We start from the raw sequence: 14,994 nt of genomic DNA, 5'->3' as shown, positions 1-14,994 counted from the left end.
CCTTGAGGCGCTCAGCACGCTATAATGCGCCCCTTTGATTTGGGCTTGGAATTGCTGTTGGCCGGCCCTATATCGCATGTCGGGATCGGAAGCGGCGTGATCGAGGGTGTGTCAGGCAGATCAGACGCCGGCTTCCCGCCCCGCAGGAACAATGCGAACGGAGACCTAGAACCATGCCCATCTACGAATATCAGTGCAAGGCCTGTGGCCATCGGCTGGAGAAGCTACAGCGCATGAGCGCCGCTCCCTTGACCGACTGCCCGGCCTGCGAAGCTCCCGAACTGAACCGCCTGGTCTCGGCGGCTGGCTTCCGTCTTGCGGGTGGCGGCTGGTACGAGACCGACTTCAAGACCGGTGGCACCAAGAAGAATCTGGCGGGTGACAGTGGCGGAGGCGGTGCCTCCTCCGGTGGTGGCTCCGCTTCCGGTGACGGCGCCGCTGCCTGATCCAACGAATTGCCTTTACCTTCACGCAACATGACAGGAACCAACATGCGCAGCCATTATTGCGGCCAGCTCAACGAAACCCTGGTGGACCAGACGGTCAGCCTGTGCGGCTGGGTACACCGCCGCCGTGACCACGGTGGGGTGATCTTCCTCGACCTTCGCGATCGTGACGGTATCGCCCAGGTCGTGGTCGACCCCGATACCGCCGAGGCCTTCGCCAATGCCGACCGCGCCCGCAGCGAGTACGTGCTGCGCATCCAGGGCCGAGTGCGCATGCGTCCCGAGGGAACCCAGAACCCGAACATGCCGACCGGCCTGATCGAGGTGCTGGCCAAGGAAGTGGAGGTGCTCAACACCGCCGCCACGCCGCCGTTCCAGCTCGACGAGCACGGCAAGGTGGGTGAGGAAATTCGCCTCAAGCACCGCTACATCGACCTTCGTCGCCCGGAGATGATCGAGAAGCTGCGTCTGCGCTCTCGTATCTCCCATAGCGTGCGGGCCTTCCTCGAAGGCGAGGGCTTCCTCGATATCGAGACGCCGGTGCTGACCCGGGCGACCCCGGAAGGTGCACGTGACTATCTGGTGCCGAGCCGGACCCACGCCGGCAGCTTCTTTGCGCTGCCGCAGTCGCCTCAGCTGTTCAAGCAGCTGCTGATGGTGGCGGGCTTCGATCGCTACTACCAGATCGCCAAGTGCTTCCGTGACGAGGACCTGCGTGCCGATCGTCAGCCGGAATTTACCCAGATCGACCTCGAGGCCTCCTTCGTCGAAGAGGCCGACATCATGCGCATCACCGAGTCCATGGTGCAGGGCCTGTTCAAGGACGTGCTCGACGTGGATCTGGGCGAGTTCCCGCGCATGACCTGGCATGAGGCGATGCACCGTTTCGGCTCCGACAAGCCGGACCTGCGCATCCCGCTGGAGCTGACCGACGTCGATGACCTGATGAAGGAGGTGGACTTCAAGGTCTTCTCCGGTCCGGCCAACGCTGATGACGGCCGTGTCGCCGCGCTCAAGGTGAGCGGTGGCGCCAAGCTGTCGCGCAAGGAAATCGACGAGTACACCAAGTTCGTCGGTATCTACGGCGCGCGGGGCCTTGCCTGGATCAAGGTCAACGAGCGTGCCAAGGGCATCGAGGGCCTGCAGTCGCCGATCGTCAAGTTCATGGAAGGCGTGATCGAGACCCTGCTGGATCGTGTGGGTGCCGAAGACGGTGACATCATCTTCTTTGGTGCCGACAAGGCGCGCATCGTCAACGAGGCGCTGGGGGCTCTGCGGGTCAAGCTGGGTGAGGATCTCGATCTCTACACCCAGCCCTGGGCGCCGCTGTGGGTCGTCGACTTCCCGATGTTCGAGGCCGACGACAACGGTCGTCTGAGCCCGCTGCATCACCCCTTCACCTCGCCGGCGTGCAGCCCCGAGGAGCTCAAGGCCAACCCGGCCGAGGCCCTGTCGCGTGCCTATGACATGGTGCTCAACGGGACGGAGCTGGGTGGCGGCTCGATCCGTATCCACGATCAGGCCATGCAGAGCGTGGTATTCGAGATCCTGGGTATCGGCGAAGAAGAAGCCCGCGAGAAGTTCGGCTTCCTGCTGGACGCGCTGCACTACGGTGCGCCGCCCCACGGTGGTCTGGCCTTCGGTCTCGATCGCCTGGTCATGCTGATGACCGGCGCTCGTACCATCCGTGAGGTCATCGCCTTCCCCAAGACCCAGAGTGCAGCCTGTCTGATGACCGACGCCCCTGGCGAGGTCAGCAACGACCAGCTCAAGGATCTGAGTATCCGCCTGCGTCAGAAGGCCAAGCCCGAAGCCGGCGAATAACGCTAGGCTATCGCGCTGTACCGACAAACCCCCGCCCATCGGCGGGGGTTTTTCGTTGATGGGAAATCAGCCCAGCAGCCTGGACAGTGGTGACGGCAAGGAAGACGCCGCGCGACGGGCCAGCGACGGAAGGGTGGTGAGAGGCGATAGAGGCGTGAGCGGTGAGCCACCATGAGGCTCGGTCAGGTGCTGTCCGATCATTCTACGCGCCGGTGCCAGTCGGTCACCCAGGCGCAGCCCCAGGTGACGGACCATTCGTGCCGGCACTCCGTCATCGGTATAGAGGCCGACGATGGCCTGGGTGGCTTGATACAGCGGCCAGGTGGCCAGCCGATGCTCGCGCTCGTAGCGCTTCAGCAGTTGCGGGTCGGCGATGTCCTGTCCGAGTTGGTGGGCGCGGATCAGCCGGCGGGCCAGGCGGTGCTGACTCTGGGCGCCAAAGTTGAAGCCGTGTGCCGTCACCGGATGCATGCCCACCGCGGCGTCACCGACCAGGGCAAAGCGTTCGGCCACGAAGCGCTCTGCGTAGGCGCTTACCAGGGGATAGACGTGGGTCTCTCCCTCCAGGGTCATGGCGCCGAGCCTGCGTCCGTAGCGATGGGTCAACGCCTGCGACAGTGCCTCGGGCGGCAGCGCGGTAAGCTCCGACATCTGCTGGCTGGGCAGGGTCACCACCGCCGACGACAGGTGTTCGTGCAATGGCAACAACGCCAGGGTCTGGCCGTGGTCGAACCACTCCCAGGCAGACTGGTCATGGGCGCGTTGGTGGCGAACCCGACACACCAGCATGCTGCGGCCGTTATCGCGCATGCGCGCAGCGATGCCCATCTGACGGCGGGATTCGGAGAAGCGACTGTCCGCGGCCACCGCCAGACGTGCCGACAGTCGAGTACCGTCTTCCAGTGCCAGACGCGCCGCACCGGGGTCGCTGGTGATGCTTTCCAGCGCCGAGAAGTGCCAGTCGATGCCGTCCATACGTTCGGCTTCCTCGAAGGCGGCGCGGCGTATCAGATGGTTCGGCACCATGAAGCCCAGTGGTCGATCGTTGCCGGAGTCGAAGTCCATGGCAAAGGACGACTGTCCGTTGAACACCTTGGCATGCGTCAGCGGTGCCACCTCGTGCTGGGGGATCCGCTGCCACACACCAATGTCGGCAAGCAGGTCGCAGGATGCCTGGGTCATGGCGATCTCGCGCCCATCGGGCCTGGGTTCGGCCAGTCGAGGGCGATCGATTCGATCGATCAGTGCCACACTCAAGCCGGCACCGGCCAGTGCTCGCGCCAGGCATAGGCCCACTGGCCCTGCACCAATGATGGCCACATCCTTCATTCGTCACTCCTGAGCTGGATTCGCTGGTGAGCTGCACGCGCGGTAGAATGCGCGATAAATCAAGCGCCCGACGCTAGCACAACGGGTGATCAGGTGGCGGGCTATGTGGCGCGCCTTTGATCCAGCGCCGGGTTCAGGTGCTTTTGGCAGGCTCCTTCAGGGCCTTGTCTTCCAATATCGCCCGGCGACGTGCGAAGCGTCGGCTTCCAGCAACCAACGGGATGCACCATGGCAGGACATAGCAAGTGGTCGAACATCAAGCATCGCAAGGCCGCCCAGGATGCCAAGCGCGGCAAGATATTCTCCAAGCTGATCCGCGAGCTGGGCGTGGCCGCTCGTCAGGGCGGGCCCGAACCCGCTGACAATCCGCGTCTGCGGGCCGCCATCGACAAGGCCCTGTCCAACAATATGACCAAGGACACGATCCAGCGGGCGGTGGATCGCGGGGCAGGGCAGAATGATGGCGATGACATGGAGGAGATCACCTACGAGGGCTATGGTCCGGAAGGCGTCGCCATCCTGGTGCAGTGCATGAGCGACAACCGCAATCGAACTGTCTCAGATGTGCGACACGCGTTTTCCAAGCATGGCGGCAACCTGGGCACCAGCGGATCGGTCGCCTTCATGTTCCATCACCAGGGGCGACTGACTCTGGCACCGGGGACCTCCGAGGAGGCAGCCATGGCGGCCACCCTGGACGCGGAGCCCGAGGATATCCTGACCGACGAAGACGGCAGCCTGGAGGTGGTGACATCACCGGAGCGCTTTGGTGCCGTCAAGGATGCCCTGCTGGCCGCGGAGCTTGAGCCCGTCTACAGCGACGTCGGACTCTTCGCCGATACCACCACGCCCATCGAGGATGCCGATCTCGCGCGCCGTGTGCTCGCCCTGATCGATCACCTCGAAGACCTCGATGACGTGCAAAATGTTTTCACCAATGCGGACTTCAATGATGCCATTCTTGCCGAACTGGAGCGCTGACCTGCCGGGGAACCCGGCATGATCGTGCTGGGGATCGATCCTGGCTCGCGTATCACCGGCTACGGGGTACTCGACGCCAGCGAGCGGCAGCCGCGCTACATCGCCAGTGGCTGCATTCGGCTCAAGGATGAGTCCCTGGCCCAGCGCCTGGCGCAGGTCTATGCCGGGATCAGCGAGTTGATCGGGATCCACCGTCCCGCGGCCTTCGCCATCGAGCAGGTGTTCATGTCGAAAAATGCCGACTCTGCGCTGAAACTGGGCCAGGCGCGGGGCGCCGCCATCGTCTGCGCCGCCAATCACGGCCTTGACGTGCACGAGTATGGGCCGCGCCAGATCAAGCAGGCGGTCACCGGCAGCGGTGGTGCCGACAAGACCCAGGTACAGCACATGATCACGGCGACGCTGGGTCTGTCCGGTACGCCCCAGGCGGACGCCGCCGATGCTCTGGGAATCGCCCTGACGCACTGCTACGCGTCACGTGGCTTGATCACCCAGGGCTCCTTCGGTGGGCGGCCCAGCGGCTCCAGAGGTGGCGGCAAGGGGACGTCCTGGCGCCAGTATCGTCCCTAGGCGCTGTCCGAAAAGTCGACGAGCGAAGGTTAGACAAGGCAAAAATCGGTGAGAAAGCGCAGTTTACGGGGTGTAAATGAGCATTTTGACCGGGCTGGCGCACCAGCCGATTTTTAACGCCGTATTACCGAGCGCAGGCACTTTTCAGACAAGCCCTAGGTTTTTTTACGCCGATGCGCCGGGTTGTTGTTGCTGCATCGGCTGACGTTCAGGCTGTCGCAAAGTGGCGACGGAAGCATTATCGAACAGCGTTTGTTTGTGCTGGCGGGGCCCAGGCTGCCACCGTATAGTGGGATGCAAGGTACGCTTGCAGGGTAGCCGCTCCCGCGATTCGTGACCGCCGTCTCAGGTACACTGGCGATCACTTTTACCGCCGAGATCAAGGAAGTATTCGCGCCATGATTGGACGCATCACGGGCACACTGCTCGAAACCCAACCACCCTGGCTGGTGGTCGACGTCAATGGCGTCGGCTACGAGATGGAAGCCTCCATGACCACCCTGGTCGCCCTGCCGGGCGCCGGGGAGCGAGTGTCGCTGTACACCCATCTGACCGTGCGCGACGATGCCCATCTGCTGTATGCCTTTGCCCGAGAGCAGGAGCGCGCGCTATTTCGCGCACTGATCAAGGTCAACGGTATCGGCCCCAAGCTGGCCCTGGCGATTCTCTCCGGCATGGACGAGGACGCCTTCATCCGCTGCGTGATGGAAGACGACGTCAAGGCGCTGACACGTCTGCCTGGCGTCGGCAAGAAGACAGCCGAACGTCTGGTGATCGAGATGCGCGATCGCTTTCCCCACTGGCAGCATCCCGACAGCCTACCGCTCGAAGGGAACGCTCAGCCGTCCACACCGGTATCCGGCAAGACGGCATTGGCTGACGCCGAGGCGGCGCTGGTCAGTCTGGGCTACAAGCCCACCGAGGCAAGCCGCATGTTGTCCGGTCTCGAGGATGAGGGCAGCACCGAAGCCATGATCAAGGCGGCGTTGGCGCGCCGCATGGCGGGTTGACCATGATCGATACCGACCGACTGATCGCTGCCGATCCGCAGGAAGGAGAAGGGCGGGTGGACCACGCCATCCGCCCCAGGCGCCTGGCCGACTATATCGGCCAGCCCCGGGTCAGGGAACAGCTCGAGATCTTCATCCATGCCGCCCGGGCCCGGGACGAGAGTCTCGACCACACCCTGGTATTCGGCCCGCCTGGACTCGGCAAGACCACCCTGGCCAATATCATCGCCACCGAGATGGGCGTGGGCCTGACCTCGACCTCCGGGCCGGTGCTCGAGCGTGCCGGCGACCTGGCCGCCATGCTGACCAATCTCAAGGCCGGTGACGTCCTGTTCATCGACGAGATCCATCGACTCTCGCCGGTGGTGGAAGAGATCCTCTATCCCGCCATGGAAGACTTCCAACTGGATATCGTCATCGGTGAGGGCCCTGCGGCCCGCTCGATCAAGCTCGATCTGCCCCCCTTCACCCTGGTCGGGGCGACCACCCGAGCCGGCCGTCTGACGTCACCGCTGCGCGACCGTTTCGGTATCGTGCAGCGCCTCGAGTTCTATGCCATCGACGAGCTGACCGAGATCGTGGCACGCTCGGCGCGCCTGCTCGAGGTACACACCGACACGGATGGCGCCCGTGAGGTGGCCAGGCGCTCCCGTGGCACGCCACGTATCGCCAACCGGCTGCTGCGGCGGGTTCGCGACTTCGCCGAGGTCAAGGCGGCAGGGCGCATCACCGCCGAGGTGGCCGACCAGGCGCTCAACATGCTCCACGTTGACCACCATGGCCTCGACCATATGGACCGTCGCCTGCTGCTGGCGATGCTCGAGAAGTTCGACGGTGGCCCGGTGGGGGTGGATTCGCTGTCGGCGGCCATCGGCGAGGAGCGCGACACCATCGAGGACGTGATCGAACCCTACCTGATTCAGCAAGGTCTGATGATGCGCACCGCACGAGGCCGGGTGGTGACGCGCCAGGCCTGGACCCATTTCGGCATGGCCCCTGACGACCAGGCCTTCGACGCTTCCAACGACTGACCCGAGACGAGGATTTCCGTGAACGACTCCATGTCCATTCCCCATCTGATCATGAACGCCAGCGGCGTGGTGCAATTTGTCATGCTGCTGCTGATGATCGGTTCCGTGCTTTCCTGGATCGTGGTGTTCCAGCGCAGCTTTGTGATGCGCCGTGCACGCAAGGCGCATCGCGCCTTCGAGGACCGCTTCTGGTCCGGCGTCGACCTCAACGAGCTGTATCGAGACGCCCCGGCCGAGGGCGAGACCCAGGGCGCCGAGCACATCTTTCGCGCCGGCTTTCGCGAGTTCAATCGACTGATGCCGAAGACCCGCAGCCCCCAGGCGATCCTCGACGGCGTCCAACGCAGCATGCGGGTGGCCTGGTCACGTGAAGAAGAGCGCCTGAACCTGCACCTGGTGTTCCTCGCCACGGTGGCCTCGGCCAGCCCCTATATCGGCCTGTTCGGCACCGTCTGGGGCATCATGGGCTCCTTCCAGTCGCTGTCGATGGCCCAGCAGGCGACCCTGGCCACGGTGGCACCATGGATCGCGGAGGCGCTTGTCGCGACCGCCATGGGCCTGTTTGCAGCGATCCCCGCGGTCATCTTCTATAACCGCCTGTCGGCGGAATCGTCGCGCCTGCTGGGCAAGTACGAAGACTTTGCCGAGGAGTTCCACTCCATCCTGCACCGCAACCTGCAGGGCCGGCCCGACGCCGGCGCCGCCTGATCAAGGAGACGCCGCATGCTTGGACCCTTCAATCGCCGTGGGCGCAGCAAGCCCATGGGGGAAATCAATGTGGTCCCCTTTATCGACGTCATGCTGGTGCTGCTGGTGATCTTCATGATCACCGCGCCGATGCTGACCCAGGGGGTCAAGGTCGACCTGCCTCAGGCGACCTCGGAGCCGATCGAGGACACCGAAGACACCGACCCGATCATCGTCTCGGTGGACAAGGATGGGCAGTACTTCATCAGCCTCGGTGGCGACGAGACCCAGGTCAGCCTGGACGAGTTGAGTGACCGGGTGGTCATTCTGCTCGAGCGCAATCCCGGCACGCCGGTCATGGTGCGGGGTGATCGCAACGTCTCCTACGGCCAGGTGGTGACCTTGATGAGCACGCTGCAGGTCGCCGGCGTCGCCAACGTCGGGTTGATCTCCGAACCCCCGCCCCAGGACGGTTAGGAGCGCTCATGGCGAAACCACAGCGGCGAAAGACACTTAAGCGTTCCGCCGGGCGAGTTGGCTATGGTCTGCCGACGGTGCTGGCCGTTGCCCTGCACCTGGGTATCCTGGTCATCAGTGTGATCAAGTGGCCGAGCAGTGAACCCGAGGCGCCCAACAACGCCATCGTGCAGGCTACCCTGATCAGCACCGAGACACGTACCGATCAGGCCCAGCAGGCGGCCGAGGCACGCACCCGCGCGGCCGAACGTCAGGCTCAGGAAGAAGCCGAGCGCCAGGCCCAGGAGGAGGCCGAACGTCAGGCCCACGAGGCCGCAGAGCAGCAGGCCGCCGAAGAGGCCGAGCGTCAGGCGGCAGAACAACAGGCTCAGCAGGAAGCCGAGCAGCAGGCAAGGGAAGAAGCTGCCGAGCAGGCCCAGGCGGAAGCCGAAAGGCGGGCCGCCGAGGCCGAAGCCGCCGCCCAGCGCAAGGCCGAAGAGGAAGCTGAGCGTGAAGCCGCTCGCCAGCAGGCCGAGCAGGAGCGCCAGGCCGAAGCCGAGCGACGTCGTCAGGAAGAGGCGGCGCGACAGCAGGAGGCCGAACGCCAGGCCCGCGAGGCAGCCGAGCAGAAAGCAAGAGAGGAAGCCGAGCAGCAGGCAAGAGAGGAGGCTGAGCGCAAGGCACAGGAAGAAGCCGAACGTCAGGCCCGCGAGGCAGCCGAGCAGCAGGCAAGAGAGGAAGCCGAGCGCAAGGCACAGGAAGAGGCCGAACGTCAGGCCCGCGAGGCAGCCGAGCAGAAGGCAAGAGAGGAAGCCGAGCGTCAGGCCCGCGAGGAAGCCGAGCGCAAGGCACAGGAAGAAGCCGAACGCCAGGCCCGCGAGGCCGCCGAACAGAAGGCCAGAGAAGAGGCCGAGCGGCAGCTTCAGCGGATCATCGAGGGCGATTCCAGTGCCGTCTCCAACGCCGAACAGGGGAACGAGGCCGCCAATGGCTTTATCCAGCTGGTGCGGCGTGCGGTGGAGCAGGCCTGGGTCATCCCGCCCAATGTGGGCGACGGCACCACCGCCGAGGTACAGGTCAGGTTGGGGCCCTCGGGTGAAGTATTTGCTGCAACGGTCACACGTTCGAGCGGAAACGCCGCCTTCGACAACTCCGCCATCCAGGCGGTGGAGTCTGCTGCTCCGTTCACCGAACTGCGAGACCTTCCCAGCGGCGTGCAACGCGACTATCGTCAATTCAATCTGCGATTCAGACCGGGAGACATTCGCTGATGAGAGCCTTGAATGCGAGTTGGTGGACCAGGAGGGTCAGCATGACCGTCGCTCACACAAGCCTTGCCAAGCGTCTGCTTGCTGTTGTGGCAGGCATGCTGGTATGGCTGGCCGGGCCAGCGGCCCAGGCCGATCTGACCATCGATATCACCCGCGGCAACGAAAGGGCCACACCGATCGCGGTGGTGCCCTTTGCCGACCAGGCGGGTGGGCTACCGGAGGATATCGCCCAGGTCGTCTCCGATGACCTGGAGCGCAGCGGCTACTTCGAACCGTTGCCGCGCTCAGAGATGTTCAACCAGCCCTCGACCAGCGAGGAGGTCACCTACGGTGACTGGCGCAGTCTCGACTCGCGCTACCTGGTGGTCGGCAGCACCAGTCAGGAGGGTGGCCAGGTCAAGGTGCGCTTCGAGCTTCTCGACGTCAGTGGCGAGAGCCGGTTGCTGGGCGAGACAGTCACGGCATCGAGTTCCGATCTGCGCGGCGCGGCGCACTATATCAGTGACCAGATCTTCGAGGAGATCACCGGGATTCGTGGCGCATTCTCGACCCGCATCGCCTATGTCACCTCGCAGGGGGTGGGCGACAACACCCAGTACGGGCTCTATGTGGCCGACGCCGATGGGCGCAACAGCCAGCAGGTCCTGACGTCCGATGAACCGATCATGTCACCGGCCTGGTCGCCGGATGGCGGCAAGCTGGCCTATGTGTCCTTCGAGACCGAACGGCCGGCCATCTACGTGCAGAATCTTGCCACCGGTCAGCGCGTCAAGCTGACCGACTTCGAGGGGCTCAACAGCGCACCGAGCTGGTCGCCGGATGGCCGTCGCCTGGCGATGGCGCTGTCCCGGGATGGCCAGCCCGAGATCTACGTGATGGATATCGGCTCGCGCAACGTTCAGCGTGTCACCAACTCCTCGAGCATCGAGACCGAGCCGGCCTGGGCGCCGGACGGCCGCTCCCTGATCTTCACCTCGGACCGCTCGGGCGGCCCCCAGATCTATCGCCAGAGCGTGTCTGGTGGTGAGGCCGAGCGTCTGACCTACACCGGCAACTACAATGCTCGTGGTCGCCTGTCGCCGGATGGCGAAACATTGTTCTTGATCCACCGCGGCAACAATGGCTATCAGGTGGCCAAGCAGGACCTCGAGAGCGGGCGTCTGGTGGAAATCAGTGATGCCCAGCAGGCCGAATCTCCCAGTATCGCGCCCAATGGCACCATGGTAATCTTCGCCACCCAGCAGGGTAGCACCGGGGTGCTGGGAGCGGTCACCGCCGATGGACGTGCGCAGTTCCGTCTGCCCGCCGCCCAGGGCGATGTCCGTGAGCCGGCCTGGTCCCCGTTTCTGAACTGATTCGACGGCCATATGCCGATGAATCGACTTTGATGCATCACGCAAGGAGAGTGACATGATGTTTCTCAAGCCCTACGCCCGTTCGCTGGCCATCGCCGCTTCCCTGGCCGTTCTGGCTGGCTGCTCCAGCACCGGCGGCACCCAGGACGGCAGCGCCGCAGGCACCGGTACCGGCGGTACCATGGGTGGCACCGGCGTCGGTACCGGCACCGCCGGCAGCGGCCAGGTCAGCGGCTCCGGCTATGGCACCGACGGTGCCGGCCAGATGGCCGACGGCCGCATCCCGGAAGTGCGCACCATCTACTTCAACTACGACAGCGACGCTATCCGTCCCGAGTTTGAATCGGTGGTCAACGCCCACGCCCAGTACCTGAGCAGCAACCCCAACGCCTCCGTCGTGCTGCAGGGCCACACCGACGAGCGCGGTACCCGCGAGTACAACCTCGCGCTTGGCGAGCGCCGTGCCGGGTCCGTCGAGCGCTACCTGCGCCTGCAGGGCGTCAATCCCTCGCAGATGGAAGTGGTGAGCTACGGCGAAGAGCGCCCCGCAGCTCGCGGCAGCAACGAGGATGCCTTTGCACAGAACCGCCGTGTGGTCTTTGCTTACTGAAAGCCACTGACGTCGGACGTGGGAGAAGTCAATGAGACACAGTCTTAAGGGACTGTGCGGCGCGGGAGCCCTGGTGCTCCCGTTGTCCGTCATGGTACCCGCCATCCTGTCACCTGCACTGGCTCAGCAGCCGGTCGTCAGAGACCTCAGCGGTGGCAACAGCTTTTACGATCAGACGGCCACCCAGGCCCAGGCCAGCGGCAATCTCGCACTGTTCAACCAGGTCGAGCAGCACCAGCGCGAGCTGCGAGAATTGCGCGGGCAGATCGAAGAACTGCGCTACCAGCTGGATCAGCTCAAGCAACAGAGTCGCCAGCAGTACATGGACCTCGATCAGCGCATGTCCGAGTTGCCGCGCCAGGCAGCGCCGCCAAGCGCCCCGAGTGAGCCCACGGAGCCGCCGAGCGAATCCGCAGACAGCAGCGGCAGCGGCAGCGGCAGCGGCAGCGGAGCATCCTCATCGTCCTCTGGCCAGGCCAGCGATGATGCCAGGGAGGCCTATCAGTCGGCGTTCTCCAAGGTTCAGTCGCGAGACTTCGATCAGGCGATCAGCGACTTCGATACCTTCGTCGATCGTTATCCCGACTCCAGCCTGACCGCCAACGCCTACTACTGGCTCGGTGAATTGCATTCGGCGCAGTCGTCCTTTGGCGATGCCGCCGTTGCCTTCGAGACCGTACTGGACCGTTTTCCCGACAGCAGCAAGGTTCCCGACGCCATGTACAAGCTGGGACTGCTGAAAGCGCGGCAGGGAGATACCGAAGGCGGCCACGCACTTCTGGAATCCGTCCAGCAGGACTATCCTGACAGCAATGCGGCGTCTCTTGCCGATGACTATTTGCGTCAGGCCGGGGCCTGATCAAGGAAGCGCCATGACCGAGTGCAAGATTGATTACCAGGCACCTCAAGACCTGCTAAAGGATCGCATTCTGCTGGTGACCGGTGCCGGAGACGGCATCGGGCGCACCGCGGCGATCGAATACGCACGTCGCGGGGCCACCGTGATTCTGCTGGGCCGCACCACCGCCAAGCTCGAGAAGGTGTACGACGAGATCGAGGCCGCCGGAGGCCCGCAACCGGCGATCTTCCCGTTGAACTTCGAAGGGGCGACGCTCAAGGATTACCACGATATGGCCGAGGCGCTGGACAAGGAGTTCGGCCGGCTCGACGGTATCCTGCACAACGCCGGGCAGCTAGGCCGGATCACTCCGTTCGAGCAGTACAATCCGGAACTGTGGGATCAGGTCATGCAGGTCAACATCAACGGGCCCATCTGGATGACCCAGGCGCTGTTGCCACTGCTGACCAAGTCTGCCGACGCCTCGGTGATCTTTACCTCGTCGAGCGTTGGCCGCAAGGGGCGGGCCTACTGGGGCGCCTATTCGGTCTCCAAGTTCGCCACCGAAGGCTTTGCCCAGGTACTGGCCGAGGAGATCGATCATCTGGGGACCCTGAGGATCAACACCCTCAACCCCGGGGCGACCCGCACCGCCATGCGCAAGAGCGCCTACCCGGGCGAGGACCCCATGAGCCTGCGGACCGCAGAGGACATTATGCCGACCTATCTGTGGCTGATGGGCCCTGACAGCAAGGGCCGCAACGGGGAAGCCTTCGACGCCCAGCCGCCGAGAAGCTGACGTCACAGGCAAGCGAAGCGAGCAACGAGCGTTGCAAAAGGAACGGCGAGCCAATAGGCCCGCCGTTCCTTGCGTCAAACCGCCGAAACTGCCGATCCCGACCCCAGCGCCAGCGAAGCGACGCTCATGGTCGCTCAGCTCGCGCCTCGTGTCGTCGTGCAGCGCCGCCCTGGCCTCGTCGACCTCTGGCTTCCAGCAACGTCTCAGTGGCCTCTCAATGGCCTCTCAACGCCTCTCGGAGTCCTCTCATTGGACTCTCAGGGCCGTTTCAGCGCCTCGAGAACCGCCTCCGCGGTATCGAACCAGCGGTCGGCCGGCCAGTCCCGGTAATCTTCTTCCTCGGCAATGTAGCCATAGCCCACGGCGATAGCCGGCATGCCCGCGGCTTTTGCCGCCTGCATGTCGCGCACGTGGTCGCCTAGATACCAGCACGCCTCGGGCGCGACGTCGAGGCGCCTGGCCGCCTCCAGCAGTGGTTCTGGATGTGGCTTCTTCACCGGCAGGTCGTCTGCGCAGAGCATGACGCCCGGCGCGAGTCCCAGCGCCTCGACCAGGGGCTCGGCATACAGACGTGGTTTGTTGGTGACGATCCCCCAGGGCCGGTCGAGGCCATCCCAGTGGAGCAGCAGACGGTCGAGCGGCGGGAACACCTGGCTGTGTTCGGCCACCGCTTCGGCGTAGAGGTCGAGCAGCTGCTGACGCGCCGCAGCGTGGTCGGGATGCTCGCTTTCGAGCCCCAGCGCCAGGGTGACCAGGGCGCTGCCACCATTGGACACCTGGGCGCGAATGGCAGGGTAGGGCAGCTCGTCCAGACCATGCAGCCGGCGCAATCGATTGGTGGCCTGGGCCAGGTCAGGAGCGGTATCCACCAGGGTGCCGTCAAGGTCGAACAGCAGGGCGCGAGGTAGCGAATCGTTCACGCGGTCTCCTTGCGACAGATCATCAGGTAGTTGACCGAGACATCGTTGGCGGACAGCGAGAAGCGACGAGTGATCGGGTGGTAGACCAGACCGCTTTGCTCCTCGATCTCGAGTCCTGCATCGCGGCACCAGCGGGCCAGTTCGGCTGGTCGGATGAAACGGGCGTAGTCATGGGTACCACGAGGTACCATGCCGAGCACGTATTCCGCGCCGAGAATAGCCAGGGCGTAGGACTTGGGATTTCGATTGATGGTCGACAGCGCGAGCTGTCCGCCGGGCTTGAGCAGGCGAGCGCAGGCACGCACGATGGCTTCGGGATCGGGCACGTGCTCGAGCATTTCCAGGCAGGTCACCACTTCGAAGCGCTCCGGCGCTTCCTCGGCCATGTCTTCGACGCTGATGTAGCGGTATTCGAGAGCGACCCCCTGCTCATCGGCGTGTTGACGCGCAACCGCGAGCGACGCCTCGGCCAGATCGATACCGGTCACCCGAGCGCCGCGGCGTGCCATGGCCTCGGAGAGGATGCCTCCGCCGCAACCGACGTCCAGCACTTCGCGTCCGGCCAGTCCTACTCTGGCGTCGATGAAATCGAGCCTCAGCGGGTTGATGGCATGCAGCGGTTTAAATTCGCCTTCGGGATCCCACCAGCGTTCGGCCAGCGCGGAGAACTTGTCGATCTCGTTGTGGTCCACGTTGGCGGAAGGGGTATCGGATATGCTCATCTGTATCTCCAGGGCGTTCCATGCCGCCGATGTCAGCGGACCGAGTTCGTCTGGTACGCTATTCTACGCATTCCCTGTTCCGAGTCCCATGGCCCAGATCGCCATGGACGACAGCCGAACCCAATTTCGAGAAGAAGGAAGTCTC

16 protein-coding genes are annotated in these 14,994 nt (G+C 64.3%); 13 read left to right on the top strand and 3 right to left on the bottom strand.

Annotated features, from left to right (window positions below):
• The first annotated feature begins 173 nt into the window (after positions 1-173).
• Positions 174-446 carry a zinc ribbon domain-containing protein gene (locus NH448_RS12195; RefSeq protein ID WP_045994967.1) on the top strand — a complete coding sequence of 91 codons (273 nt, stop codon included), beginning with the start codon at positions 174-176 and terminating at the stop codon, positions 444-446.
• A 45-nt stretch (positions 447-491) separates the two neighbouring features.
• Positions 492-2,270, top strand: a complete 1,779-nt coding sequence (gene aspS, locus NH448_RS12190) for an aspartate--tRNA ligase (protein ID WP_045994968.1) — start codon at positions 492-494, stop codon at positions 2,268-2,270.
• A gap of 66 nt (positions 2,271-2,336) precedes the next feature.
• Here the strand turns inward: aspS and ubiM are convergent, their stop codons facing one another.
• Complete coding sequence (gene ubiM / locus NH448_RS12185; RefSeq protein WP_071211158.1) at positions 2,337-3,599, bottom strand: 5-demethoxyubiquinol-8 5-hydroxylase UbiM; 1,263 nt, start codon at positions 3,597-3,599, stop codon at positions 2,337-2,339.
• A gap of 228 nt (positions 3,600-3,827) precedes the next feature.
• Here ubiM and NH448_RS12180 point away from each other — a divergent pair, with 228 nt between their 5' ends.
• The 11 genes from NH448_RS12180 to NH448_RS12130 all read left to right on the top strand — a co-directional run bounded on the left by NH448_RS12180 (position 3,828) and on the right by NH448_RS12130 (position 13,207).
• The gene (locus tag NH448_RS12180; RefSeq protein ID WP_045994969.1) at positions 3,828-4,580 is read left to right on the top strand and encodes a YebC/PmpR family DNA-binding transcriptional regulator; all 753 of its coding nucleotides are present in this window, start codon (positions 3,828-3,830) and stop codon (positions 4,578-4,580) included.
• Between the two features lie 18 nt (positions 4,581-4,598).
• Positions 4,599-5,150, top strand: a complete 552-nt coding sequence (gene ruvC, locus NH448_RS12175; protein ID WP_108133601.1) for a crossover junction endodeoxyribonuclease RuvC — start codon at positions 4,599-4,601, stop codon at positions 5,148-5,150.
• A gap of 398 nt (positions 5,151-5,548) precedes the next feature.
• On the top strand, positions 5,549-6,160 hold the full coding sequence (gene ruvA, locus NH448_RS12170) for a Holliday junction branch migration protein RuvA (RefSeq protein WP_045992044.1): 612 nt from the start codon (positions 5,549-5,551) through the stop codon (positions 6,158-6,160).
• A gap of 2 nt (positions 6,161-6,162) precedes the next feature.
• Positions 6,163-7,191: a Holliday junction branch migration DNA helicase RuvB gene (ruvB, locus tag NH448_RS12165; protein ID WP_045992045.1), complete on the top strand. Its 1,029-nt coding sequence runs from the start codon at positions 6,163-6,165 to the stop codon at positions 7,189-7,191.
• A gap of 18 nt (positions 7,192-7,209) precedes the next feature.
• The gene (gene tolQ, locus NH448_RS12160; protein ID WP_045992046.1) at positions 7,210-7,899 is read left to right on the top strand and encodes a protein TolQ; all 690 of its coding nucleotides are present in this window, start codon (positions 7,210-7,212) and stop codon (positions 7,897-7,899) included.
• Positions 7,900-7,914: 15 nt separating this feature from the next.
• Positions 7,915-8,355, top strand: coding sequence for a protein TolR (gene tolR / locus NH448_RS12155; protein ID WP_045992047.1), 441 nt, complete (start codon positions 7,915-7,917; stop codon positions 8,353-8,355).
• Positions 8,356-8,363: 8 nt separating this feature from the next.
• A complete protein-coding gene (tolA, locus tag NH448_RS12150) occupies positions 8,364-9,605 on the top strand; it encodes a cell envelope integrity protein TolA (RefSeq protein ID WP_045992048.1) in 1,242 nt (413 codons plus the stop codon).
• Positions 9,606-9,700: 95 nt separating this feature from the next.
• On the top strand, positions 9,701-10,960 hold the full coding sequence (tolB, locus tag NH448_RS12145; protein WP_045992085.1) for a Tol-Pal system beta propeller repeat protein TolB: 1,260 nt from the start codon (positions 9,701-9,703) through the stop codon (positions 10,958-10,960).
• Between the two features lie 58 nt (positions 10,961-11,018).
• Positions 11,019-11,570 (top strand): peptidoglycan-associated lipoprotein Pal, encoded by a 552-nt coding sequence (pal, locus tag NH448_RS12140; RefSeq protein ID WP_045992086.1) that lies wholly within the window; start codon positions 11,019-11,021, stop codon positions 11,568-11,570.
• Positions 11,571-11,601: 31 nt separating this feature from the next.
• A complete protein-coding gene (ybgF, locus tag NH448_RS12135; protein WP_253028800.1) occupies positions 11,602-12,429 on the top strand; it encodes a tol-pal system protein YbgF in 828 nt (275 codons plus the stop codon).
• A 13-nt stretch (positions 12,430-12,442) separates the two neighbouring features.
• Positions 12,443-13,207 carry a YciK family oxidoreductase gene (locus NH448_RS12130; RefSeq protein WP_045992050.1) on the top strand — a complete coding sequence of 255 codons (765 nt, stop codon included), beginning with the start codon at positions 12,443-12,445 and terminating at the stop codon, positions 13,205-13,207.
• A gap of 257 nt (positions 13,208-13,464) precedes the next feature.
• On the opposite strand, the gene NH448_RS12125 is transcribed toward NH448_RS12130, so the two are convergent.
• Together NH448_RS12125 and ubiG are read right to left on the bottom strand one after the other, a co-directional pair.
• The gene (locus NH448_RS12125) at positions 13,465-14,127 is read right to left on the bottom strand and encodes an HAD-IA family hydrolase (RefSeq protein WP_045992051.1); all 663 of its coding nucleotides are present in this window, start codon (positions 14,125-14,127) and stop codon (positions 13,465-13,467) included.
• Positions 14,124-14,849 carry a bifunctional 2-polyprenyl-6-hydroxyphenol methylase/3-demethylubiquinol 3-O-methyltransferase UbiG gene (gene ubiG / locus NH448_RS12120; protein ID WP_108133608.1) on the bottom strand — a complete coding sequence of 242 codons (726 nt, stop codon included), beginning with the start codon at positions 14,847-14,849 and terminating at the stop codon, positions 14,124-14,126. Before ubiG ends, NH448_RS12125 begins: the two co-directional genes overlap by 4 nt.
• Between the last annotated feature and the right edge of the window lie 145 nt (positions 14,850-14,994).

The sequence above is a fragment of the Halomonas sp. OfavH-34-E genome, from assembly GCF_024124525.1.
Taxonomy (GTDB): domain Bacteria; phylum Pseudomonadota; class Gammaproteobacteria; order Pseudomonadales; family Halomonadaceae; genus Halomonas; species Halomonas litopenaei.
The sequence above is the reverse complement of the archived record's forward strand: the minus strand, read 5'-3'. Positions and strand labels throughout refer to the sequence as shown.